Genomic DNA, 23,556 nt, shown 5'->3' with positions numbered 1-23,556 from the left:
ATTCGTTGTCTATTAATTAATTTTTGATTGAATAAAACATCATGTCTGATATTAAAAAAGCCGTACTAGCCTATTCAGGTGGACTCGATACAAGTGTGATCTTGAAATGGCTTCAAGACACTTATGGTTGCGAGATCGTCACCTTTACTGCTGACCTCGGCCAGGGTGAAGAACTAGAGCCAGCACGTGCAAAAGCTTTGCAATTTGGTATCAAGCCAGAAAATATTTTTATTGATGACTTGCGTGAAGAGTTTGTTCGCGACTTTGTATTTCCAATGTTCCGTGCCAATACGATCTATGAAGGCGAATACCTCTTAGGCACTTCAATCGCTCGCCCATTAATTGCCAAGCGTCAAATTGAAATTGCTCGTTTGACCGGGGCGGATGCTGTATCCCATGGTGCTACTGGCAAAGGTAATGACCAGGTACGCTTTGAGTTGGGTTACTACGCTCTTGAGCCAGGAATTAAAGTGATTGCACCATGGCGCGAATGGGATCTCCTCTCACGCGAGAAGTTGATGGCATACGCAGAAAAGCATGGCATCCCAGTTGAGATGAAGCATAAGCAGGGCGGCTCACCATACTCAATGGATGCCAATCTCTTGCACATCAGTTACGAAGGTCGCCATTTAGAAAATCCAAACGCAGAGGCAGAAGAGTCTATGTGGCGTTGGACGATTTCTCCTGAAAAGGCTCCAGATACCCCTGAAGTTATTGAGATTGAATTTAAAGCCGGCGATCCTGTTGCGATTAATGGTAAAGCCTATAAGCCACATGAGTTGCTGGCTGAGTTAAATCGTATTGGCGGCATGCATGGTATTGGTCGTCTTGATTTAGTAGAAAACCGTTTCGTTGGCATGAAGAGCCGTGGTTGCTATGAGACTCCAGGCGGCACAATTCTTCTCAAAGCTCACCGTGGCATTGAAAGCATTACGCTCGATCGCGAAGTGGCTCATTTAAAGGATGACTTGATGCCACGCTACGCTAGCTTGATTTACAACGGCTTGTGGTGGGCACCAGAGCGTGTTGCTTTGCAAACTCTGATTGACCATACCCAGCAGATGGTGAATGGCGTTGTACGCTTAAAACTCTATAAGGGTTCTGTATCTGTAATCTCACGTGACTCTGCAAATACCTTGTTTGATCAAAACATCGCAACCTTTGATGACGATGGCGGCGCCTATAACCAGGCTGATGCTGGTGGGTTTATCAAACTCAATGCCTTGCGTATGCGCATTGCTGAGATAGCAAAACGGAAACGTGTAAAGAAGTAATTTGTAATAACTAGATTAGAAAGAACCAAGATGCAATTTGATCAAGTTTCAGTAGGCAAAAAAGCCAATGTATTTTTTGATGGTAAGTGTGTATCGCACACCGTGACTCTGCCCAATGGCGTTCGCAAGTCGGTTGGCGTTGTTTTGCCAAGCACCTTGCGTTTTGACCTCAGCACTAGAGAAGTAATGGAAGTAGTTGATGGCACTGCGTTTGTGAGCATCAATGGTACTCCAGAGCAAGAGTTCAAGGCCGGTCAAAGCTGGGAAGTAGAGAAGGGTGGCTACTTCATTATCAGAGCTGAACAGCCAGTGCACTATGTGTGCCACTTTGAATAAATAGTTCGCTTTACCAAAGTACAACGCAGACCAAGGTCTGCGTTTTTTATTTCTCGATAGAGAATGTGGTTACTATTTCTTGGGTAGCCCACTTATCACAGACCCAGGGCTAATGACTCGCTCAGAAAACCATTGCTTATTCATCTCTAGCGCGTAACGCACTGCAGCTTTAGGGCAGTGGTTATTCGTTGTCCCGGCTTGCATCTCTTCAACATTCACAATCTTGCCATCGTCTGCAATGAATGCAATCGAGAGAGGGATCTTGGTGTTAAACATCCAAAAGCAGTGCCCAGCCTTTTCTTCAAATACAAAGAGCATTCCAGAATTCATTGGCATGCTGGTGCGATTCATTAAACCAATCTGTCTTTTTTCTGGGGTATCGGCTACCTCCGCTTGAATACGGTAGATGCCAGTCTTTAGTTCAACAGTTGGCAAGCTAGTATTTACTTGCGCGAAGGCCAGGCTTGAGCTGACTAAAAAGGCGCAAGGAATCAGATGGCGAAAATTATTGATTGATATGTGCATATAGCGCATTTTAAGTGAGTAAATTACGGGCAAAAAAAAACCCAGGAACAAGTCCTGGGTTTTAGTAATGATCTAAAGCAGATTAAGCTGCTTGGATATTAGTAGCTTGCTTGCCTTTAGGGCCTTGGGTAATGTCAAACGTTACCTTTTGGTTTTCCTTAAGGGTTTTGAACCCAGGCATAGTAATTGCGCTGAAATGCGCGAACAACTCTTCTTCACCATCATCAGGTTTGATAAAGCCAAAACCTTTTGCATCATTGAACCACTTAACAATTCCGGTCGCCATGCGAACTCCATTACATAAACTTAAAACAACCGTGATGAGGGTAAATACTTTTTAATCAGTCTCGCTCCACAACACGCCTAAATAGAACCTCTTTTGAAGCCTACCCCCCGATTGTTTGCCCTTTTTGTAGGGGTGTCAAGGAGTTATATTCACTTACCCCCTAGTAAATACCCCTTTTTTTACTGAAAAATGCCCCAATATGGGTTTAACAGGGGAATTTTGCAGGTTTTTAGCAACAAGACCCTAGTAAATTAAAGTTTGAATATCTGTGTTTAGAATGTTTCTCATGAGCCGTCCACCAAAAAACCCTACTACTGGCGTACCAATGAATCCCTATATTGAGGACACCATTCTTCTCGAAAAGCAGGCCGAGAAGGTTAAGGCGCCCTCAATGTATAAAGTTTTACTATTAAATGACGATTACACGCCAATGGAATTTGTCGTGATGGTGATTCAGGAGTATTTTAATAAGGATCATGAAACTGCTACACGCATCATGTTGCAAGTTCATTTAGTTGGCAAAGGTGTTTGCGGGATATTTACTCGCGATGTTGCTGCCACAAAGGTGCATCAAGTTATCGAACTCTCGCGTGAAGCGGGCCACCCACTACAGTGCACTATGGAGGAAGCATGATTGCCCAAGAATTAGAAGTTAGTTTGCATATGGCGTTTGTTGACGCGAGGGCATCGCGACACGAGTTTATTACGGTTGAACATTTGTTGGCCGCGCTCTTGGACAATGCAACCGCAGTCGAAGTTCTTAAGGCCTGCGCGGTCAATATCGCCGAGCTGCGTGCACAGTTGAAAAACTTTATCAATGACAACACTCCGGTTGTGCCGGGCAATGATGAGGTTGATACCCAGCCTACGCTTGGATTTCAGCGTGTGATTCAACGCGCAATCATGCATGTGCAATCAACCTCCAATGGTAAGAAAGAAGTCACTGGCGCAAATGTCTTGGTTGCCATCTTCGGCGAAAAAGATTCACATGCAGTCTATTTTTTGGCAGCAGCAAGGTGTGACCCGATTGGATGTGGTGAACTTTATTAGTCATGGCGTTCGTAAAGATCAAGCTGAGCATGTAAAGCCTGCAGATGCCGCTCAGGAAACAGAAGAGGCCGCCTCATCTGGTAAAGAGAGTCCGCTGGACCAGTACACACAAAATCTCAATGCACTGGCTCGCCAAGGCAAGATTGATCCGCTCATTGGGCGTGAAAGCGAAGTAGAGCGCGTTATTCAGGTGCTTTGCCGGCGCCGTAAGAACAACCCACTGTTGGTTGGTGAGGCTGGGGTTGGTAAAACGGCCATTGCAGAGGGCTTGGCTTGGCGTATCGTAAAGGGTGACGTACCGGACATCTTGGCTAATGCAACTGTCTACTCCTTAGATATGGGCGCCTTACTTGCTGGTACCAAATATCGCGGAGACTTTGAGCAGCGCTTAAAGAGCGTTCTTAAATCCCTGAAAGATCATGCCCATGGTGTTTTATTCATCGATGAGATTCATACATTGATTGGTGCTGGTGCTGCATCAGGCGGAACATTAGACGCTAGCAATCTTTTAAAACCTGCTTTATCTAATGGTCAGCTCAAGTGCATTGGCGCAACAACCTTCACCGAGTATCGTGGCATTTTTGAAAAAGATGCCGCTTTGTCGCGGCGTTTTCAGAAAGTGGATGTCGTTGAGCCAACCGTGGATCAGACTGTGCAAATCTTGCGTGGTCTCAAATCTCGCTTTGAAGAGCATCATAGTGTGAAGTATGCTGCCGGGGCCTTGGTGGCTGCAGCAGAACTTTCTGCGCGCTATATCAACGATCGCCATTTACCGGATAAAGCAATCGATGTGATTGATGAAGCTGGTGCTGCTCAACGTATTTTGCCCAAGTCTAAGCAGAAGAAAACTATCGGTCGTCCAGAGATCGAAGAGATTGTTGCGAAGATTGCACGCATACCGCCGCAGTCCGTTACTGTCGATGACCGTAGCAAATTACAAACCTTGGATCGCGATATTAAGAGTGTTGTCTTCGGTCAAGATCCCGCAATCGAAGCACTTGCTAGCGCCATTAAGATGACACGTGCTGGCCTGGGCAAGATCGATCGTCCCATTGGTTCATTCTTATTCTCTGGCCCAACAGGTGTTGGTAAGACTGAAGTTGCAAAGCAGCTCGCCTATATCTTAGGCATTGAGTTACTTCGCTTTGATATGTCAGAGTATATGGAGCGTCATGCGGTCAGCCGTTTGATTGGCGCGCCTCCAGGATATGTTGGCTTTGATCAGGGTGGTTTGCTGACTGAGGCTGTAAACAAGAAGCCACATTGCGTGCTTTTGCTTGATGAGATTGAAAAAGCCCATCCGGATATTTTCAATATCCTCCTGCAGGTAATGGACCATGGCACTTTAACGGACAACAACGGTCGCAAGACTGATTTCCGGAATGTCATCATCATCATGACTACCAACGCTGGCGCTGAGGCGATGCAGAAATCGACCATCGGCTTTACTAATGCACGCGAGTCTGGTGATGAGATGGCGGACATTAAGAAGTTCTTCACCCCAGAGTTCCGTAACCGTTTGGATGCTATCGTTTCCTTTAAGGCTCTTGATGAAACCATCATCATGCGGGTGGTTGATAAGTTCTTAATGCAGCTGGAAGAGCAGTTGCATGAGAAGAAGGTTGACGCCACATTCAGTACAGCATTGCGTGCTCATTTGGCCAAACACGGATTTGATCCATTAATGGGCGCTCGTCCGATGCAGCGCATCATTCAAGATACTGTACGCAAGGCGCTTGCTGATGAATTGCTCTTTGGTAAGTTGGCGCAGGGTGGCCATGTAGATGTTGATATTGATGCTGATGGCAAGGTGCAATTGAACTTTGAGCCCCCCACGCTCTCCGGAAAGACTGCAAAAGCAGATGTAGTTCCTGTAGAAGAAATTTAAACTCACATAATAAGAAAAGGAAAACATGTCCCATCACGATAAATTGCTAGATGCTTTTGAGGTTTATAAAGCTGAGCATGAAAAGTTTGAAGGTAAAGGAATTAAAGCTTCCGCTACTCGTGCTCGTAAGGCCTTGCAGGAAATTGCAGGCTCTTGTAAAGAGCGTCGTAAAGAAATTTCTGCTGAGAAAGAGTCTCGAGAAGGCGCCGGTGCTGGGATGTCACAAGATGCAGCACGCAAAGCTCATATTCGCAAGTAAGTAGAGCTACTCAAATATAAAAGCCACCCTCGGGTGGCTTTTATATTTGAGTATTTATGATCGCTTACGATTGATAAATAAGGCGTTACATTCTGGCTCAAGAACGCCACCTAATAATTGAGTTTGACTAAAGCTATTTCCCTGATTCATATCCTTTGCGCTAAAGGTAAAAATATCAATACCAGCTTGCTTAATGGACTTTGCTGAGCTGCCATAGACAACGCCGCCAATACCCGCCCAAATAAGAGCGCTCATACACATAGGGCATGGCTCACCAGTAGTGTAGAGGACGCAGTCGCCCCAATTTTTATTACCTTCTTGACTGACATAGTTGTTAATGCAGACCATCTCACCATGAAGAACAGGGTTCTGAAAGGTTTGATTAAAGCCTTTGGCGAGTATTGTCCCGCTACTTGCGTTGGTGATGACAGCCCCAAACGGATACGATGCGTTTTGTGAGCCCATGCCAATGGCTGCACGCATAGCAATTTCATGCTGTTTTATCGGAATAGATGAAAGATTTGTTTTTGCTGATACACCGCGACTAAGGCCGGCTAAGCCAATGCTGCAAAGACAAATTAGTGCGCTACGGCGATTCATAATTTAAGCTCTGCCAGTGCTACCAAATCCGCCAGCGCCACGACTACTCTCAGTAAATTCCTCAACTACTTTGAGTTCTACTTGCTGGACTGGCATCACCACCAATTGGGCTAGGCGCTCCATTGGTTCTAGCTTAAATGCGGTTGAGCCACGATTCCAAGTACTGACCATCAGTTGCCCTTGGTAGTCGGAATCAATTAAGCCAACTAAGTTTCCTAACACGATCCCATGCTTATGCCCAAGACCAGAACGCGGCAGAATAAATGCGGCATAACGGGGATCTTCCACATAAATTGCTAGGCCGGTTGGTACCAAAACAGTTTGGCCTGGTGCAATCTCAATGGTTGCATCAATGCACGCACGTAAATCTAAGCCTGCGCTACCCGGCGTGCCATAAGCTGGCAATTGGTCGCGCATACGTTCATCGAGAATTTTGACTTGAAGGGATTGCATGGGATTTCCTAAAGCGGGAGATGTAAAAAACGATTTAAATTTTCTTGGCAACTAGCGCAATGAGTTGACGTGCGAGCTGAAGCTTTTCAGCTTTGGCAATTTTCTTGCTGCCATTTTCATCAACTACCAGTAATTGGTTGAGGTCGCTACCAAAGGTTTCGTGACCGATATTGCCCACAACCATTGGGATCCCTTTACGCTGACGCTTTTCGGCTGCATGCGCCTCGAGATCAGTAGATTCGGCTGCAAAGCCAACGCAATATGGATGGGGTTTGCCACCTTTGTTCTTAACGGTCTTTGCCACATCTAACAGAATGTCAGGATTAGCAATAAATTCAATGCTCGGTGCATCTTTGCCTTGACGCTTAATCTTTTCTTTTGAGGGCTTTGCAATACCCCAATCGGCTACTGCAGCAACAGCAAAGAAGATGTCGTAATCAGCATCATTGAGTACCGCTAGATGCATTTCTTTGGCGCTGGTGACATTGGTGCGCGCAATCTTTCCAGTCGCCTCTAATGGTGTTGCTAAATCACAAGGGCCGGCGATAAGCTGTACTTGTGCACCAGCTTCGACTGCAGCGCGTGCAATCGCAAATCCCATCTTGCCTGAACTGTGATTGGTAATGCCGCGAACTGGATCAATGGCTTCAAAGGTTGGGCCTGCAGTAATTAAAACTTTCTTTCCAAGCAAAGTTTTTTTCTGAAAGAAAGCGATCACTTGTTCAGCAATTTCAGATGGCTCAAGCATTCTGCCCATACCAACTTCTCCACAAGCCTGAAAGCCGCTTGCTGGGCCAAGAAGGGTAACCTTATCTTGCTCTAGCCGCTGTACGCTGCGTTGGGTAGCAGCGTGTTCCCACATTTGTTTATTCATTGCGGGTGCGAGTAAAAGCGGGCAATCTCTTGCAAGACACAGAGTACTGAGTAAATCATCAGCTAACCCTAGAGATAGCTTGGCCATTAAGTCAGCACTGGCAGGTGCAATCACAATAGCATCTGCAGCACGTGACAGCTCGATATGGGCCATATTGTTACTAATGCTGCTATCCCACTGACTGGTATAAACCGGATTACCCGTGAGCGCTTGCATAGTGACAGGCGTTACGAATTGCGTTGCAGCCTCAGTCATGACAACTTGTACTGAAGCACCTTCTTGCATCAACTGACGAGCAAGCTCAGGGGTCTTATAGGCGGCAATGCCGCCAGAGATTCCGAGAACGATTTTCTTATTGATAAGTGATTGCATGGCGCCAGCTTAATGGGATTGGGCGGATTTGCCAAATGACTTGCGTAATTCGCCCCAAATGATGAGGCCAGCACCAATGCAAATGGCGCTATCGGCAATATTGAAGGCGGGCCAATGCCAACTTGAGTAATACAGATCAATAAAGTCAACGACGGCTCCATACATGACGCGATCTAAAACATTGCCAAGAGCACCTCCTAGGATTAGGCTTAGCGATACGCATAGCATTTTGTCATTGAGACTTTTGCGCAGCAGCCAGAGGATATAAACGCAGGCTGCTAGGCCAATAATAGTAAAGAACCAGCGTTGCCAACCAGAGCCTTCCGCTAAAAAAGAAAATGCTGCTCCAGGATTAAACAGGAGGAGCCAATTCATAAAAGGAAGGACTGGCTCTGGTACACCCAGCTGCAAATTACTTAATGCTGACCATTTACTCAATTGATCCAAGAGCAAGGTAATCAGTGCAATTGCGAGATAGCGTAGGTATGCCAGGCTCATAAATTTAGCTATTAAGCAAAGAGGCGGTGATCACCATCGCCAAAAAGATTGCTAATACAGCGACCACAGAGTTCAGGATGATCTGCATTACTACCGACATCTTTGGTGTGATGCCAGCAGCGACCACACTTCTTGTATTGACTGCCGCGCACTAAGACCTCTAGACCTTCATTACTGAGTTCAATATTGGCACTTGAAGTAATCGTTACAAAGCGTAAGTCATCCTCAAGTGAATGCAGGATTGCAAAGTCCACATCTCCAACTTTAATAGTCAGTTCAGCCTGTAGTGATGAGCCAACATTGCCAGCTTCACGCTCCACTTCAATTGCTTTGGTGACTTCAGAGCGGATTTCGCGGATACGGTTCCACTTATCGATCAACTCATTTGCATTAGCAATTTCAGGGAAGCTGGCAAACTCTTCCATGAAGATCGACTCTGCCTTATTGCCTGCACCATGTGGAAAATCCTGCCATGCTTCTTCTGCGGTAAAGGAGAGGAATGGGGCAAGCCACTTTAGAAGATTACGGGTGATATGGAATAAAGCATTCTGTGCCGCACGACGATCAGGTGAGTCGGGTGCACTGGTATAGAGGCGATCTTTTAGAATATCCAAATAGAATCCGCCCAAATCTTCTGAGCAGAATGACAGCATGCGAGCTACAGCCGGATGAAATTCATATGCTTTGTAGTGCGCTTCAACATCACCCTGGATTTGGTTTGCTAATGCGATGGCATAGCGATCAATTTCCAACCATTGCTCAGTAGGCATAGCATGTTTGCTAGGATCAAAATCAGAGAGATTGGCTAATAAGAAGCGTAGTGTGTTGCGAATGCGACGATAACTCTCAGTAACCCGTTTGAGAATCTCATCCGAGATCGTCATTTCACCAGAGTAGTCAGTTGAGGCTACCCAAAGCCGAATAATTTCAGCACCGAGCTTGTCGGCAACTTGCTGTGGAGCAATGACGTTGCCGACAGACTTGCTCATCTTGCGACCTTGGCCGTCAACAGTAAATCCGTGGGTGAGGAGCGCTTTATAAGGTGGCTTACCATCAAGCATTGCGCCAGTCAGTAAGGAAGAATGGAACCAGCCGCGGTGTTGATCTGAGCCTTCGAGGTATAAATCAGCTAGGCGTCCATTGGGGGTTTCTGCATCAGCCGTAAGAAGCTCATTACGGTGCGAGCCGCGGATCACATGCCAGTGTGTTGTGCCGGAATCAAACCAGACATCTAGAGTGTCACGATTCTTTTCGTATTGAGTGGCTTCATCACCGAGTAGTTCAGCAAGCTCTAATTTTTGCCAGGCTTCAATACCATCTTTTTCTACGCGCTTAGCTACTTCTTCAAGTAGCTCAACAGTACGTGGATGCGGCTCACCACTTTCTTTATGAACAAAGAAAGCCATGGGTACACCCCATTGGCGCTGACGTGACAAAGTCCAGTCAGGGCGATTGGCGATCATGCTGTGCAAACGTTGCTTGCCCCAGGCTGGGAAGAACTCAGTGCTATTAATGCCTGCTAATGCAGTCTCACGCAAGCTCGCTTTACCATCGGACGGTTTCTTATCCATACTTGCAAACCACTGCGAAGTAGCGCGATAGATGATGGGTGACTTATGACGCCAGCAATGCATATACGAGTGGGTATAGGTTTTATCGCGGAGCAAGCTGCCAGCTTCACGCATAGCTTCCACAATCTTGGGATTTGCTTTCCAGATGTACTCGTTAGCAAAGAGCGGTAACCATGATGCATATACGCCATTACCCATAACTGGATTGAGAATGTCTTTATCAGCTAGTTTGTTTGCTTTGCAAGACTTAAAGTCTTCTTCGCCATAGGCAGGTGCAGAGTGAACAATACCCGTACCAGTGTCTAGTGTGACGTACTCGGCTGGATAAATTGGTGAAAGACGTTGATAGCCTTCATGCAATGGCGCGAGCGGATGCCAGAAAGAAATATTTGCTAATTGAGCGCCAGTACACGTTGCAATCACTTTGCCTTCGAGGCCATAGTCTTGTAGGCAAGTTTCAACCCGATCTTTTGCTAGGATTAATAACTTATCGCCAACATCTACCAACGCATAAGTCAGATCCGGGTGAACGTTCATTGCTTGGTTTGCAGGAATGGTCCAAGGGGTTGTAGTCCAGATCACAATCTGACCAGGCTTATTGGGAAGTTCTGACAGCCCAAACGCTTTGGCAAGCTGTGGACGCTGAGCGTCATCAAAGGCAAAACCAACATCAACGGTTGGGTCTGTCTTATCTTGGTACTCCACTTCAGCTTCTGCTAGGGCCGAGCCGCAGTCAAAGCACCAGTTCACTGGTTTGAGGCCACGGAAGACGTATCCTTTTTCCCAGATCTTGCCTAAGGCACGAATTTCATCGGCCTCATTGCGATAGTTCATGGTGAGATAAGGGTTATTCCAATCTCCGAGAACACCTAATCGCTCAAAGTCTTTTTTCTGTTTGTCGACCTGCACTTGGGCATAGGCACGGGCTTTGGATTGCACTTCAGCAGTCGGAAGATTTTTCCCAAACTGCTTTTCAATCTGAATCTCAATTGGCATGCCATGGCAATCCCAGCCAGGAACATATACAGAGTCAAAACCCATCAACCAACGAGATTTAACAATCATGTCTTTTAGGATTTTATTAACGGCATGACCAATATGAATATCACCGTTTGCATATGGGGGACCATCATGCAAGATGAACTTCGGTTGATTGGCATGTGCCGCACGAATTTTTTCGTAGAGCTTATTTTTTTGCCATTGAGCAACCCATTGTGGTTCACGCTTCGCTAGATCTCCTCGCATTGGAAATACGGTATCAAGAAGATTAACGGGATAAGAGTTTTCTTTTTCAGACATAAGCTTTTTTCTGGAAATAATTTCTGGCATGCTTTGCATCTGCTGCAATTGCATTTGTGAGGGTGTCGAGGTCATCATACTTAGCCTCGTCACGAATTTTTTCTAAGAGCTCTACGGTAATAATTTTTCCGTAGACATCTTGTTGGTAATCAAAGATATGCGTCTCAAGTAGCACGCGTCCTTCATCTTCTACTGTGGGCCTAACACCCAGGCTAGCTACAGCGGGTAAGGGCTTTTCGCTGAGGCCCAAGACTTGCGCAGCAAAAATTCCACTAGTTGCTGGTTTGCGGTGATGTAGGTGATTAGCAACGGCAAGATTCAAAGTAGGGAAGCCAAGTTTGCGGCCTAATTGCCGTCCATGAATGACATGGCCAGAAATTGCATAGGGACGACCTAATAATTTTTCAGCTAGGCTCATATCACCGTTGGCAAGTGCGGTACGTAATGCGGAACTTGAAATTCGCTCGCCATCCTCCAAAATAGTTTGAATGCTAGAAACCTCAAAACCATATTTTTCGCCTGCAGCCTTAAGGCTGGAAAAATTGCCTGCACGTTTTGCGCCGTAGCAAAAATCATCGCCAATCAAAATCCATTTGGCGTTCAGGCGCTTCACAATAATTTCTGAAACAAATTCTTCTGGAGTGAGTCGAGCAAATGCTGCATTGAAATGCTCCACCATGACACGGTCAATTCCGAGTTCGGTTAAGGCAGCAAGTTTGTCGCGTAGATTCAGAATGCGCGGCGGTGCTTGCTCTGGCGAGAAGAATTCTTTTGGGTGTGGCTCGAAGGTCATGACGCAACTTACTAGACCCCGCTCCTTGGCGCCATCCACGAGCTGTTTCAGTAGGGCGCGATGACCCCTGTGCACGCCATCGAAATTACCGATGCTGAGGGCACAAGCAGGTCCTGCAGAAAACTGGGTCGGGCCACGGAATACGTTCACAAAATCGCTTTCAGGGTAGCCATCAATTATATTGTGGGCATGCTTTCTATCGTTACCTTAATCTCGGGCCGCGGATCCAATTTCGAGGCCATTGTTAAAACTGCCCAAAAAGAGCAATGGCCAGTCAAATTTGCGGGAGTCATAGCCAATCACTCAGCGGCTAAGGGCCTTGATTTTGCTCGCTCCCAGGGTATTCCGGCTGTGGTCGTGGAGCACAAAGAGCATGCTTCTCGAGAAGCCTTTGATGCAGCCTTAATCGAGCAAATTGATGCTTTAAGGGCTGATTTAGTGGTGCTGGCCGGTTTTATGAGAATTCTCACTCCTGGCTTTATTCGCCATTTTGAGGGGCGCCTAGTCAATATTCACCCAGCCCTTTTGCCTGCATTCCCAGGTTTGCACACCCATGAACGGGCTTTAGAGGCTGGCGTCAAGGAGCATGGCGCTACAGTCCACTTTGTCACTGAAGGGGTTGATGAGGGGCCGATTATTTGCCAAGCCTCCATTCCGGTTCTGGATGGCGATGATCCCGATACCTTGGCAGCCCGTGTTTTAACTGCTGAGCATCAGATTTACCCACGGGCCGTAAAATGGTTCCTTGATGGACGATTGCGAATAGAAGGTAATCAAGTGAAGTTACAACCCCCAGAGTCGCAATTTTTTAAATTATGAGTGCAGAACGTCCACCCCGCAAATCTGGAAACAGACTAGCTCCGCATAAAAGTTACGCTGCCAAATCTAAAGATCCGCTTCGTCGCCCAGAGCGACGTAATGCTAGCGGTAATTTAATTGCGCCAGAAGGCCAAAAGAATTTCTCGAATGCCAAGGCGTTGCCGCAGCATGCGATTCATTTGGAAAGATTGCTACCTGAGTTACTTAGTTTTGAGCAGCCCGCAGATCGCGTAGTAAGCCGTTATTTTCGTGCTGAGCCACAACTCGGAAATCGTGATCGTGCATTAATTGCTGAGAGCGCATTCGCAATTTTGCGCCGTAAAAATGAGTTCTCACAATTCGCCTCGAGTGGTGAAGGGTCCCAGGCTAGACGATTAGCCCTATTGGGTTTGCTGTCTGCTCTGTCTGAGGGTGGACTCGGCTCTGCGAATCGGGCAGAAAGTGCCATTGCAGATTTAGCACATGTTCTCAAGCCAGGTGAGTATGAATGGCTGCAACGTTTTGCTACGGTAGATCCTGCCGCGTTAAACCCCTTGGTTCGCAATAATTTGCCAGAGTGGTTATGGGATGCATTTGGAAAATATCCTGGTGAAGAAACTCGTGAAGAGTTGGCTAAGTCACTAATGCATCCAGCACTTTTGGATTTGCGCGCAAACACCATGAAAACGAATCGCGAAGAATTACTCGTGCAGATGAATGCATTAGGTGGTCGTTATCAAGCCATTCCAACTCCCTATGCGCCAGATGGTGTGCGCATTATGGGCAAGCCTGCTTTGCAAAATACTGCTGGATTTAAAGCAGGCATGTTTGAAGTTCAGGATGAGGGTAGTCAACTCTTAGCGTATTTGCTTGCCCCCAAGCGTGGTGAGATGGTTGTCGACTTTTGTGCTGGAGCGGGTGGTAAGACTTTGGCGATTGGTGCCCTGATGCGTTCTACCGGACGTCTTTATGCGTTTGATACATCTGAACGTCGTCTAGCGAATTTAAAGCCACGACAAGCCCGTAGCGGCCTCTCTAACGTTCATCCGGTATGGATTGATAGTGAGAATGATGCCAAGATCAAACGTTTAGCTGGAAAGATTGACCGGGTCTTGGTAGATGCCCCTTGCAGTGGAATGGGCACATTAAGGCGCAATCCAGATCTCAAATGGCGTCAAACACCAGTGGGGGTTTTAGAGCTCAACCAAAAGCAAATGAATATTTTGGCCTCAGCGGCTCGCTTGTTAAAACCCGGTGGACGCTTGGTTTATGCCACTTGCAGCCTTTTGCCCCAAGAAAATCAAGGAATTGCAGAAGATTTTCTGGCCAAACACCCGGAGTTTGAGGTTGTTCCAGCCGCAGAAGTTCTCAAGTCTCTGTTTCCAAAGGAAAAATTACCTTTAGGCTGCTCTCTGGATAATCCATGGTGGCAGTTATGGCCGCATATTCATGGTACCGATGGCTTTTTTGGGGCTGTTTTCCAGAAAAAAGGTAGCAAGCCTGAAAAGGCTGAAAAGCCAAAATCTGAAGAGTTAGCGAAAGATAAGCCAAAAAAGACCTAAAAAGCTCTAAAATAAGAGCTATTACTTAAATAGGATTCAATTTTGAATACAGTTTCAAGCTCAGGTTTTGATTTATTCCTCAATTGGCTAGCAAATGGCTACTTGGATTGGTCTTGGTGGCAGATTACCTTGTTCACCTTGGCGGTAACCCACATCACAATCGCTGCCGTGACCATCTTTTTGCATCGCTGCCAAGCTCATCGCGCCTTGGATCTGCATCCGATTGCTTCTCATTTTTTCCGGTTTTGGCTCTGGTTAACTACCGGCATGGTGACTAAGGAGTGGGCCTCCATTCATCGCAAGCATCATGCCAAATGTGAAACCGTCGACGATCCACATAGTCCACAAGTTTTAGGAATTGGTACCGTACTTTCTCGGGGTGCTGAGCTCTATAAAAGTGAAGCCAAGAATCAAGAGACGATGGAGAAGTTTGGTCATGGCACTCCCGATGACTGGCTTGAACGCAATATTTATTCCAAGTTTTCTTGGCAGGGCGTTGCCATCATGCTCATCATCGATGTATTTTTGTTTGGCGGTATCGGCCTAACAGTTTGGGCTGTGCAAATGTTATGGATCCCAATCACTGCAGCTGGTGTGATTAACGGTATTGGCCACTTCTGGGGCTACCGTAATTTTGATTGCGAAGATGCTTCTACCAATATTTTGCCTTGGGGAATTTTGATTGGCGGTGAAGAGTTGCATAACAATCACCATACCTTTGCTACGAGCGCTAAGTTATCAAATAAATGGTACGAGTTTGATATTGGTTGGCTCTATATTCAGATGATGAGTGCTGTTGGTTTGGCAACAGTGAAAAAGACTTCACCTAAACCAGTGCTGAGTGATTTACGTCCTGCTGATCAAAATACATTAGAGGCCATCATTGCAAATCGTTATGAAATCATGGCGCGCTACAGTAAGACCTTGCGCAATTTCTTTAGCAATGAAGTGCAGCATATGCAAGTTCTGGCATCTCATTTGAGTGATGCTCGTACTTGGTTGTCTAAGGATGAATCTCGCTTGAGCGATGATGAAAAGGCAAAGCTTGAAGAGCTCATGGCCAGCAATGCACAACTGCGTAAGATGATTGAGATGCGTCGCGATCTACAAGCCATCTGGGGTCGTTCAAGCGCCACCAGAGAGCAATTAGTTTTACAACTGCACGCGTGGTGCCAGCGCGCTGAAGATAGCGGCTTAACCAGTCTACGCGAGTTCTCATTAAGATTGCGTCGTTACGCTTAAGGAGTTGAGAGCAAGCGTAAAGAGTTAAAAGATTTAGGCAATAAAAAACCCGCAACTAAGCGGGTTTTTTATTTGCTTGAAGTAAATTACTTAAGCTTTGTTTCTTTGTAAGCAACATGCTTGCGAATAGTAGGATCAAACTTCATGATCTCCATTTTCTCAGGCTTAGTACGCTTGTTTTTTGAAGTAGTGTAGAAGTGACCAGTACCAGCTGATGACTCTAACTTGATTTTTTCTCTGCCGCCTTTAGCCATTTGTGCGCTCCTTAAATTTCGCCACGTGCACGTAGATCAGACAACACAGCATCAATGCCGTTCTTGTCGATAACGCGCAAACCAGCATTGGTTAAGCGCAAGCTAATCCAGCGGTTTTCAGATTCAACCCAGAAGCGACGGTTTTGCAAATTCGGCAAAAAGCGACGCTTCGTTTTATTGTTTGCATGGGATACATTGTTGCCAACCATCGGCTTCTTCCCAGTGACTTGGCAAACTTTTGCCATGACATAACTCCATTAATTGCGAAAAGAGAAGATTGTATCAGTCCTAACCTATTTTGGGCTAGCCCTAAATGGCTTTGGCTTATGCCTTTAGACGACAAAATGGGTGAAAAATATTTAAAATTGCCAATAAGTTAGTAATTACTACCATTAAATGCTAATATTCATAAGGCCTGAGTCCGAAAAAGAGAAAAAACCACTACCGCTTACTATGCAGTGGTCAAGAAGCGCAATATCCACTAATTGCAGGGCATTTTGGAGGGTTCTAGTTAGATCTTGGTCCGACTCGCTTGGTAATGGGTTGCCACTGGGGTGGTTATGGGCCACGATGAGGGCGCTCGCGTTTCTAGAAAGGGCCTCCTTCAGGATTTCTCGGGGATATACCGCTGTATGGGTAATAGACCCCCTAAATAGCTCCTGACACTCTATGAGATGAAGGCGTGAGTCCAGGTAGAGGCAAAGGAAGACCTCATGTGGCAAACGACCAATTTTGGCCTGCAAGAACTCCCTGACATGGCTTGGCGAGGAAAAGATAGAGTCCTGGGCCAGACCCTCCTCAAGACTGCGCTTCACCAACTCATAAGCCGCTTGGATTTGTGACCATTTGGATAGCCCCATCCCATGGATGCGGGTCAATTCTTCGCGACTACAGCCTAATAAGCGGGGGAGGCTTCCAAAATGGTGAAGTAAATCTTTTGCTAGACCCACTGCACTTTTACCCCGAACACCAACACGCAAAAAGATGGCGAGCAGTTCTGCATCCGAAAGCGCGGCTGCGCCATGAATCCTCAATTTCTCCCGAGGCTGCTCATTTTTGGGCCAATTGGTGATTGGGGAGTGCACAGTTTTCGCTGGCCTAGATACAATCATCTTATGACTAAGCTTGCCGTTCTGCCGAATTCCTACCTGACCCTCAACTATCGGCTCACTTTGCCCAATGGGGAGGATTACATCAATACTTTTGTTGATCGTCCTGCGACGGTTCTGATGGGTTCTGGACAATTTGCACCTTGTTTTGAGAAAGTGTTGTTAGGGCTTGGGGTTGGCGAGAAGAAAAGCGCTTTACTACCTCCGGAAGAGAGTTTTGGCGAGCGCAAAGAAGATTTGGTGCAATGGGTTTCTTTGAATGCCCTGAAGGAAGGTCGCGATGCCGATACGGAATTTAATCCAGGCGATGTGATTGAATTTAATGCGCCGGGCGGCGCTCAATATGCAGGTGTTTTGCAATCGATTAATGATGAAGGTGCGTGGTTTGACTTTAATCATCCCTTGGCCGGTAGGCCCGTTACTTTTGAAGCAGAAATCGTGGCGATTCTTTAAAACATGACTAATCCAGATAAGCTTGAAATTTTGATGGCCCAGCCCCGGGGTTTTTGTGCGGGCGTTGATCGCGCAATCAATATTGTGAATGAAGCTCTGACCCGTTTTGGCGCGCCAATTTATGTACGCCATGAAATTGTTCATAACGCTTATGTTGTAAATGAATTGCGAGAGAAGGGCGCGGTATTTGTGGAAGAGCTGCATGAGGTTCCTAAAGGTGGAATCGTGGTGTTCAGCGCTCATGGCGTCTCTCAAGAGGTACGCAAAGATGCTCAAGAGCGTGGCTTGCAGGTGTATGACGCTACTTGCCCATTGGTCACTAAGGTGCATTTTGAAGTGGTCAAGATGTGCAAAGACGGCTTTACTGTTTTGATGATTGGTCATGCAGGACACCCTGAGGTTGAGGGAACTATGGGCCAGGTGAAAGAGGGAGTCTTTCTGGTTGAGAATATTGCTGATGTCCAATCTTTATCTTTCCCAAGCGATGAGAAGATTGCATTCGTGACCCAAACTACATTGTCAGTAGATGAAACCAAAGAAATTGTTGGGGCGCTCACGAAAAAATTCCCTAATATTGTTCAGCCGCGTAAACAAGATATTTGTTATGCCACTCAGAATCGTCAAGATGCTGTGAAATTTATGGCTCCACAAGTGGAGTTAGTTATTGTGGTGGGAAGTGCAGCAAGTTCAAACTCGAATCGCCTGAGAGAATTATCGGAAAAATTAGGCGTACCTTCTTACATGGTGGATGCCCCCGAGCAACTGCGGCCCGAATGGTTTGTGGGTAAAAAGCGTATCGGCTTAACTGCTGGTGCATCAGCCCCTGAAAGCCTTGCGCAATCTATAGTGGCGCGTATTCAAGAATTTGGTCCACGACATGTTCGCGCCTTAGATGGCGTAGTCGAGGACGTTATATTTTCATTGCCTAAAAATTTAGTCGACTGAAGTTTGATCACCAGTTAGCGCGTATGGCGAATCGCGCTTATGTCATGGAAAGTGGATTAATTTCCTTGAGCGGCTCTGGTAAAGAGTTGCTGTAAGACTCTAGAGTGTGAACAGCCTACTTAGGAAATAGCCTTAAGCGGTTTGTTTGAGTAGCTCACGCAGCATGCCGCACATCTGACGAATCTCATCCTCACTGACATTCAAAGCAGGCATAAAGCGTAATAAGTTTGGTCTTGGTGAGTTGATTAATAGACCTTCAGGACTTCGATCGCGAGCGAGCTCGACCAATTTTCCACCGGTATCTTTGCCAAGCATGAGGGCACGCAATAAACCTTCACCACGCTCACCCTCAAGATTAAATTCTGCAACCAGCTTGAGTAATTCTGATTTAAGTAATTCACCTTTAGCTTTGACGCTATCTAAAAATCCTGGAGCCAATAGTTGCTCAATCACACTAATGCCTACAGCAGTCATCAGTGGATTGCCGTTATAAGTGCCGCCCTGGTCGCCTGGCACAAAGCAAGCCGCTGCATTGGTAGCCATCAGGGCTGCCAGCGGAACGCCACCACCAATACCTTTACCTAAAGTCATGATGTCTGGCTCAATCCCGTATTGCTGATAGGCAAAGAGGGTGCCAGTACGGCCGCAGCCTGCCTGCACCTCATCGGCAATGAGAAGAATGTTGTTTTCTTTGGTGAACTTGCGCAGTTCAAGCATAAATTCTTTAGTGCTAGGAATAACACCGCCTTCACCTTGAACTGGCTCAAGCATGACTGCAACGGTTTTATCGGTCACCAGTTTTTTGACAGAATCCAAATCATTCAAATCTGCTTTTGGAAATCCAGCAACTTGTGGAGCAAACATCGTGTCCCAGCCTGGTTTGCCTGAGGCGCTCATGGTTGCGATGGTACGACCATGAAAACTGTGATCAAAGGTAATGATTTCAAAAGCACCATTCTTATGGAGTTGACCCCATTTGCGCGCAAGTTTGATAGCACCCTCGTTTGCTTCAGCGCCGCTGTTAGCAAAAAAGACTTTGTCAAAGCAACTATTTTCTGTGAGCAGATTGGATAAACCAATCATTGGTTCGTTATAAAACGCTGGACTTGGATTAATCAGTTTTTTTGCTTGCGCGTTGAGTGCTTCGACTATTCCAGAATTGCTGTGACCTAAGCAATTCACAGCCCAACCTTGCAAGAAATCTAAATACCGTTTGCCATTGTTGTCCGTTAACCATGAACCCTTGCCCTCGACCATGATGACGTCTGGACGTTGGGTGATGAACATCACTGCATGGGTGTCGATCGCTTTGGCTGGCTTATTCATGCTGAACTTGGGTAATTGAGGCTATTAAGGTTTCTATTATCTAACTTTATCGGAATTTAGTTGGTGGCTAAATCTGCGGCACTAGTAAATGAGTCTGCGAAGAATTCTTCCTCAGGCAGGTGACATTTGGATGAAAAGTCGTCCCGTGCGGCATTTACCATGACTGGTGCGCCACAGGCATAGACCTGAAGGCCCTTCATATCGGGATGATCTGCCATCACAGCTTGATGGACAAAACCAATTCGACCACTCCAGGCATCCTCTTCAAGGGCATCTGAGATCACCGGAATGTACTTGAGATTAGGAATCTCTTTTTGCCAGGCCTTGCATAAATCATCTAGGTAGAGATCGCCAGGGCGACGTCCACCCCAATAAAGCTCAATGGGCCTTTGAATCTTTTTAGCCTGCATTTGCTCGATGATGGATTTGATCGGGGCAAAGCCAGTCCCTGCAGCAACAAAAACGATGGGTTTCTGAGAATCTTCTCTGAGAAAGAAGCTACCCAAAGGACCTTCAAAGCGCAGGATATCTTTTTCTTTCAATGCCGGGCTGCTTGTCCCAAACACAAAGTCGGTAAATACGCCGCCAGGTAAATGACGGATATGTAACTCAAGCGGACCTTCTTGGTCTGGGGCATTGGCAATGGAGTAGGCACGGCGCTGGCCATCCTTAAGGAGGAACTCCAGATACTGGCCTGCCAGGAACTGAAAGCGTTCAGCAGCTGGAAGTTGTAGCTTCAAAATAGTGACATCATGACTAGGACGTTCAATCGTATTGACTCGACAAGGAACTTTCCGAATAGCAATATCGCCAGCGCCCTGAACTTCACGAGCCTCAATCAACAGATCGGACTGGGGATGGGCGCAACAAAATAAAGTGCTACCGGTAGTCTCATCAGACTTACTTAAGGCGCTCTCGCTATGCTGGCCATGGGTTACCTGACCTTCGATGATTTTGCCTTTGCAGGATCCGCAAGCACCGTTTTTGCAGCCATAGGGCAGCTTGATGCCTTGACGCAGAGCGGCCTCCAGGAGTGTTTCATCTTGGTTAACGGTAAATTGTTTGCCGCTCGTTTTGAGCGTGACCTGATAAGACACTCTCATTCCTTTCAATAAATCGTTACGATATTACTTATGCAATCTTTTGGTAAACCTTCAATCCTGATTATTGGCTGCGGTGACATTGGTCTTCGGGTGGTAAAACAGCTTGCCCGTAGTCATCGAGTTTTTGCTTTAACTTCTCAACAAAGTCGTTTTCAGGAGTTGAGGGAGGCTGGCGCGATTCCACTGTTGGGTAATCTGGATCAGCCAGAAACTTTGTGGCGCCTATCGGGTTTAGCTCAAACCATCATTCATCTAGCACCCCCCCAAAACCAAGGAAATCGTGATTGCCGAACCCGCAACCTAATCCGAATTTTAGCCCAAGGATCTAATGCCGTCAGGCGTCTAATCTATATCAGCACCACAGGTGTCTATGGGGATCATGGGGGCGCTAAAGTCAGCGAAGCAACCCCAGTCAGCCCTCAGAGTGAGCGCGCCCAAAGAAGAGTGGATGCTGAGCGCGCATTACGTTTATGGGCACCCGCTCATGGGGTGGCTTTAACGATTTTGCGTGTGCCAGGAATTTATGCCGCCAACCGTCTACCTATTGAGCGTCTGCAGTCTAAAACACCAGCACTAATTTCTGAAGAGGACGCTTATTCCAATCACATTCATAGCGATGATTTAGCGAGCTTAGTATGTGCTGCGGTTTATCACGGCAGGCCACAGAGAGTTATCAATACGTGTGACGGTGGTGAAACCAAAATGGGTGATTACTTTGATGAGGTGGCTGATGCTTTCGGTCTAGATCGACCGCCTAGAATGCCGGGCGCTCAATTACAAAAATTAGTCAGCCCAATGCTGTGGTCATTTATGCGTGAGTCAAGAAGAGTAACCAATACCCGCCTGCATGAATTAAAAAGGCCGCTATGCTATCCGAGCGTAGGCCATTTTCTGAAAACTATTTCCAAGAATCCTTAAGGCCAACGGTACGATTAAATACCGGCTTACCAGGTTTTGAATCAGATTCGTCAGCAACAAAGTAGCCATGGCGCTCAAACTGGAAACGTTCTCCAGCTTTGATATCCCTCATACAAGGTTCTAGGTAAGCAGAAATGGTTTGCTTAGAGTTCGGATTAATGGCGTCCAAGAAATTCTTATCACCACTATCGGGATGCGGGTCGCTAAAGAGGTGATCGTATAGACGCACTTCAGTAGCAATAGCTTCAGCAGCGCTAATCCAGTGAATATTGCCTTTCACCTTATAGTTATTTGAGCCAGGAGTACCGCTCTTGCTATCAGGGAAGTGGGTCGCGTTCACCTGAATGACATTGCCATTGGCATCAGTCTCAAAGCCGGTGCATTCAATTACAAAGCCATGACGCAAACGTACACGGCTTCCAGGCTGATCTCCAATAGGTGGAAATAATCTGAAGAAACCTTTAATAGGTTCTTTCATGAAGTCATCTTCTTCAATCCACAATTCGCGGGTGAAATTAAATTCACGATTACCCCATTCAGGATGCTGTGGATGACGTGGCGCTGAGCATGATTCTTTGCTAGCAGCATCAAAGTTTTCAATCACCAGCTTGAGTGGCTTGAGTACTGCTGTAGCGCGGGGCGCTCTGACTTCAAGATCATCTCGCAGGGCTTGATCCAAAGTGCTCATATCGATCCAGCTATCTGCTTTGGATACACCAATACGCTCGCAGAACAAGCGAATACTTTCTGGGGTGTAGCCGCGACGACGGATACCGACAATGGTCGGCATGCGGGGATCATCCCAGCCATCAACATGCTTTTCTTCTACAAGTTGCAATAACTTGCGTTTACTAGTGATGGTGTAAGTCAAATTCAGACGTGCAAATTCATACTGATGTGGCACGGGATCTTTAAACACACCCAATTCTTTAAGAGAATTGACGATCCAATCGTAAAGAGGGCGATTGTTTTCAAACTCAAGCGTACAAATAGAGTGAGAGACATTCTCTAGCGCATCAGAAATACAGTGCGTGAAGTCGTACAAGGGGTAAATGCACCACTTACTGCCCGTGCGATGGTGATCGGTGTGGCGAATACGGTAGACCACTGGGTCACGCATCACAATATTCGGATGCGCCATATCAATCTTTAGGCGTAGAACGTGTTCACCATCTTTGAACTTGCCATCCCGCATCTCACGGAACAGAGAAAGGTTCTCCTCTGGACTGCGATCTCGATAAGGACTATTTTTTCCAGCTTGACCAAAGTTGCCACGATTGGTGTGAATATCATCAGCGCTTTGGCTATCGACATAAGCTTTGCCATTCTGAATCAGAATTTCGGCAAATTCGTAAAGACGATCAAAGTAGTCGCTCGCATGGTAAAGGTGAGTGCCCCAATCAAAGCCTAACCATTTGACAGCATCCAAAATACTGTCGGCGTATTCAACATCCTCCTTAACTGGGTTGGTGTCATCAAGTCGCATATTGCAACGCGCGCCACCGGGCTGATTGTTGTAGTCAGCGGCAAGCCCAAAGTTTAAGCAAATACTTTTTGCATGACCAATATGTAAATAGCCATTTGGTTCGGGCGGAAAACGGGTGATGATCGATGGAATTACCTCGCCAGCCAAATTGGTTCTCTGTGAAAAAGCACCACTTGCTAAGTCATGATCAATGATCTGACGTAAGAAGTTGGAGGGCTCGGCCAAAGCACTAGTATTGGCTTTAGAGGGTTTGCTATCTTGGGACATAGCCACATTGTAGAG

At 46.5% G+C, this 23,556-nt stretch carries 24 protein-coding genes and 1 pseudogene; 11 read left to right on the top strand and 14 right to left on the bottom strand.

Annotated features, from left to right (window positions below; translation table 11 throughout):
- Nucleotides 1-41: 41 nt before the first annotated feature.
- Nucleotides 42-1,274, top strand: a complete 1,233-nt coding sequence (locus tag B6A14_RS05455; RefSeq protein ID WP_087909446.1) for an argininosuccinate synthase — start codon at nucleotides 42-44, stop codon at nucleotides 1,272-1,274.
- 30 nt (nucleotides 1,275-1,304) lie between these two features.
- Nucleotides 1,305-1,610: a pyrimidine/purine nucleoside phosphorylase gene (ppnP, locus tag B6A14_RS05450; protein ID WP_087909445.1), complete on the top strand. Its 306-nt coding sequence runs from the start codon at nucleotides 1,305-1,307 to the stop codon at nucleotides 1,608-1,610.
- 72 nt (nucleotides 1,611-1,682) lie between these two features.
- Here the strand turns inward: ppnP and B6A14_RS05445 are convergent, their stop codons facing one another.
- Nucleotides 1,683-2,135, bottom strand: a complete 453-nt coding sequence (locus B6A14_RS05445) for a DUF192 domain-containing protein (RefSeq protein WP_087909444.1) — start codon at nucleotides 2,133-2,135, stop codon at nucleotides 1,683-1,685.
- A gap of 82 nt (nucleotides 2,136-2,217) precedes the next feature.
- Nucleotides 2,218-2,421, bottom strand: a complete 204-nt coding sequence (locus B6A14_RS05440) for a cold-shock protein (protein ID WP_011903586.1) — start codon at nucleotides 2,419-2,421, stop codon at nucleotides 2,218-2,220.
- Between the two features lie 325 nt (nucleotides 2,422-2,746).
- Between B6A14_RS05440 and clpS the strand changes: the two genes are divergently transcribed.
- From clpS to B6A14_RS05425, 3 genes and pseudogenes are all read left to right on the top strand, one after another.
- Entirely contained in the window at nucleotides 2,747-3,055 is a 309-nt protein-coding gene (gene clpS / locus B6A14_RS05435) for an ATP-dependent Clp protease adapter ClpS (protein ID WP_370625959.1), read from the top strand.
- Nucleotides 3,052-5,359 (top strand): annotated as a pseudogene (gene clpA / locus B6A14_RS05430) (ATP-dependent Clp protease ATP-binding subunit ClpA). The gene clpS and the pseudogene clpA overlap by 4 nt, the downstream one beginning before the upstream one ends.
- Nucleotides 5,360-5,384: 25 nt before the next feature.
- On the top strand, nucleotides 5,385-5,618 hold the full coding sequence (locus B6A14_RS05425) for a hypothetical protein (RefSeq protein ID WP_087909442.1): 234 nt from the start codon (nucleotides 5,385-5,387) through the stop codon (nucleotides 5,616-5,618).
- Nucleotides 5,619-5,672: 54 nt separating this feature from the next.
- On the opposite strand, the gene B6A14_RS05420 is transcribed toward B6A14_RS05425, so the two are convergent.
- Genes B6A14_RS05420 through B6A14_RS05395 form a run of 6 tightly spaced genes read right to left on the bottom strand, consistent with a single transcriptional unit; the run spans nucleotide 5,673 to nucleotide 12,228 of the window.
- Nucleotides 5,673-6,218: a nucleoside deaminase gene (locus B6A14_RS05420; RefSeq protein ID WP_087909441.1), complete on the bottom strand. Its 546-nt coding sequence runs from the start codon at nucleotides 6,216-6,218 to the stop codon at nucleotides 5,673-5,675.
- A gap of 3 nt (nucleotides 6,219-6,221) precedes the next feature.
- On the bottom strand, nucleotides 6,222-6,671 hold the full coding sequence (gene dut / locus B6A14_RS05415; protein ID WP_087909440.1) for a dUTP diphosphatase: 450 nt from the start codon (nucleotides 6,669-6,671) through the stop codon (nucleotides 6,222-6,224).
- A gap of 34 nt (nucleotides 6,672-6,705) precedes the next feature.
- Nucleotides 6,706-7,917, bottom strand: coding sequence for a bifunctional phosphopantothenoylcysteine decarboxylase/phosphopantothenate--cysteine ligase CoaBC (gene coaBC / locus B6A14_RS05410; protein ID WP_087909439.1), 1,212 nt, complete (start codon nucleotides 7,915-7,917; stop codon nucleotides 6,706-6,708).
- A 9-nt stretch (nucleotides 7,918-7,926) separates the two neighbouring features.
- Entirely contained in the window at nucleotides 7,927-8,415 is a 489-nt protein-coding gene (lspA, locus tag B6A14_RS05405; protein ID WP_087909438.1) for a signal peptidase II, read from the bottom strand.
- 11 nt (nucleotides 8,416-8,426) lie between these two features.
- The gene (gene ileS / locus B6A14_RS05400) at nucleotides 8,427-11,303 is read right to left on the bottom strand and encodes an isoleucine--tRNA ligase (protein ID WP_407947075.1); all 2,877 of its coding nucleotides are present in this window, start codon (nucleotides 11,301-11,303) and stop codon (nucleotides 8,427-8,429) included.
- The gene (locus B6A14_RS05395; protein WP_087909436.1) at nucleotides 11,278-12,228 is read right to left on the bottom strand and encodes a bifunctional riboflavin kinase/FAD synthetase; all 951 of its coding nucleotides are present in this window, start codon (nucleotides 12,226-12,228) and stop codon (nucleotides 11,278-11,280) included. Before B6A14_RS05395 ends, ileS begins: the two co-directional genes overlap by 26 nt.
- A 39-nt stretch (nucleotides 12,229-12,267) precedes the next feature.
- Here B6A14_RS05395 and purN point away from each other — a divergent pair, with 39 nt between their 5' ends.
- Genes purN through B6A14_RS05380 form a run of 3 tightly spaced genes read left to right on the top strand, consistent with a single transcriptional unit; the run spans nucleotide 12,268 to nucleotide 15,680 of the window.
- Nucleotides 12,268-12,897 (top strand): phosphoribosylglycinamide formyltransferase, encoded by a 630-nt coding sequence (gene purN, locus B6A14_RS05390; RefSeq protein ID WP_087909435.1) that lies wholly within the window; start codon nucleotides 12,268-12,270, stop codon nucleotides 12,895-12,897.
- Nucleotides 12,894-14,438, top strand: coding sequence for an RsmB/NOP family class I SAM-dependent RNA methyltransferase (locus tag B6A14_RS05385; protein ID WP_087909434.1), 1,545 nt, complete (start codon nucleotides 12,894-12,896; stop codon nucleotides 14,436-14,438). The genes purN and B6A14_RS05385 overlap by 4 nt, the downstream gene beginning before the upstream one ends.
- A 42-nt stretch (nucleotides 14,439-14,480) precedes the next feature.
- Nucleotides 14,481-15,680 carry a DesA family fatty acid desaturase gene (locus tag B6A14_RS05380; RefSeq protein WP_087909433.1) on the top strand — a complete coding sequence of 400 codons (1,200 nt, stop codon included), beginning with the start codon at nucleotides 14,481-14,483 and terminating at the stop codon, nucleotides 15,678-15,680.
- Between the two features lie 86 nt (nucleotides 15,681-15,766).
- Here B6A14_RS05380 and rpmG read toward each other — a convergent pair whose 3' ends face one another.
- From rpmG to radC, 3 genes are all read right to left on the bottom strand, one after another.
- Entirely contained in the window at nucleotides 15,767-15,934 is a 168-nt protein-coding gene (rpmG, locus tag B6A14_RS05375) for a 50S ribosomal protein L33 (RefSeq protein WP_015421876.1), read from the bottom strand.
- Nucleotides 15,935-15,945: 11 nt separating this feature from the next.
- Nucleotides 15,946-16,179, bottom strand: a complete 234-nt coding sequence (rpmB, locus tag B6A14_RS05370; RefSeq protein ID WP_011903570.1) for a 50S ribosomal protein L28 — start codon at nucleotides 16,177-16,179, stop codon at nucleotides 15,946-15,948.
- A 147-nt stretch (nucleotides 16,180-16,326) separates the two neighbouring features.
- Nucleotides 16,327-17,046, bottom strand: coding sequence for a RadC family protein (gene radC / locus B6A14_RS05365; RefSeq protein ID WP_087909432.1), 720 nt, complete (start codon nucleotides 17,044-17,046; stop codon nucleotides 16,327-16,329).
- A gap of 3 nt (nucleotides 17,047-17,049) precedes the next feature.
- Between radC and B6A14_RS05360 the strand changes: the two genes are divergently transcribed.
- A complete protein-coding gene (locus tag B6A14_RS05360) occupies nucleotides 17,050-17,496 on the top strand; it encodes an FKBP-type peptidyl-prolyl cis-trans isomerase (RefSeq protein WP_087909431.1) in 447 nt (148 codons plus the stop codon).
- A 3-nt stretch (nucleotides 17,497-17,499) separates the two neighbouring features.
- On the top strand, nucleotides 17,500-18,441 hold the full coding sequence (gene ispH / locus B6A14_RS05355; protein ID WP_087909430.1) for a 4-hydroxy-3-methylbut-2-enyl diphosphate reductase: 942 nt from the start codon (nucleotides 17,500-17,502) through the stop codon (nucleotides 18,439-18,441).
- A gap of 132 nt (nucleotides 18,442-18,573) precedes the next feature.
- Here ispH and B6A14_RS05350 read toward each other — a convergent pair whose 3' ends face one another.
- Both B6A14_RS05350 and B6A14_RS05345 read right to left on the bottom strand, forming a co-directional pair.
- A complete protein-coding gene (locus tag B6A14_RS05350; RefSeq protein ID WP_087909429.1) occupies nucleotides 18,574-19,767 on the bottom strand; it encodes an acetylornithine transaminase in 1,194 nt (397 codons plus the stop codon).
- A gap of 56 nt (nucleotides 19,768-19,823) precedes the next feature.
- Nucleotides 19,824-20,864 (bottom strand): CDP-6-deoxy-delta-3,4-glucoseen reductase, encoded by a 1,041-nt coding sequence (locus B6A14_RS05345; protein ID WP_087909428.1) that lies wholly within the window; start codon nucleotides 20,862-20,864, stop codon nucleotides 19,824-19,826.
- Nucleotides 20,865-20,900: 36 nt separating this feature from the next.
- On the opposite strand from B6A14_RS05345, the gene B6A14_RS05340 reads away from it, so the two are divergent.
- The gene (locus tag B6A14_RS05340; RefSeq protein WP_087909427.1) at nucleotides 20,901-21,788 is read left to right on the top strand and encodes an SDR family oxidoreductase; all 888 of its coding nucleotides are present in this window, start codon (nucleotides 20,901-20,903) and stop codon (nucleotides 21,786-21,788) included.
- Here the strand turns inward: B6A14_RS05340 and B6A14_RS05335 are convergent.
- Complete coding sequence (locus tag B6A14_RS05335) at nucleotides 21,769-23,541, bottom strand: glutamine--tRNA ligase/YqeY domain fusion protein (protein ID WP_087910286.1); 1,773 nt, start codon at nucleotides 23,539-23,541, stop codon at nucleotides 21,769-21,771. The genes B6A14_RS05340 and B6A14_RS05335 overlap by 20 nt on opposite strands.
- Between the last annotated feature and the right edge of the window lie 15 nt (nucleotides 23,542-23,556).

The organism is Polynucleobacter hirudinilacicola, assembly GCF_002192535.1.
Lineage (GTDB): Bacteria > Pseudomonadota > Gammaproteobacteria > Burkholderiales > Burkholderiaceae > Polynucleobacter > Polynucleobacter hirudinilacicola.
This window is presented reverse-complemented; position numbering and strand designations above follow the sequence as displayed.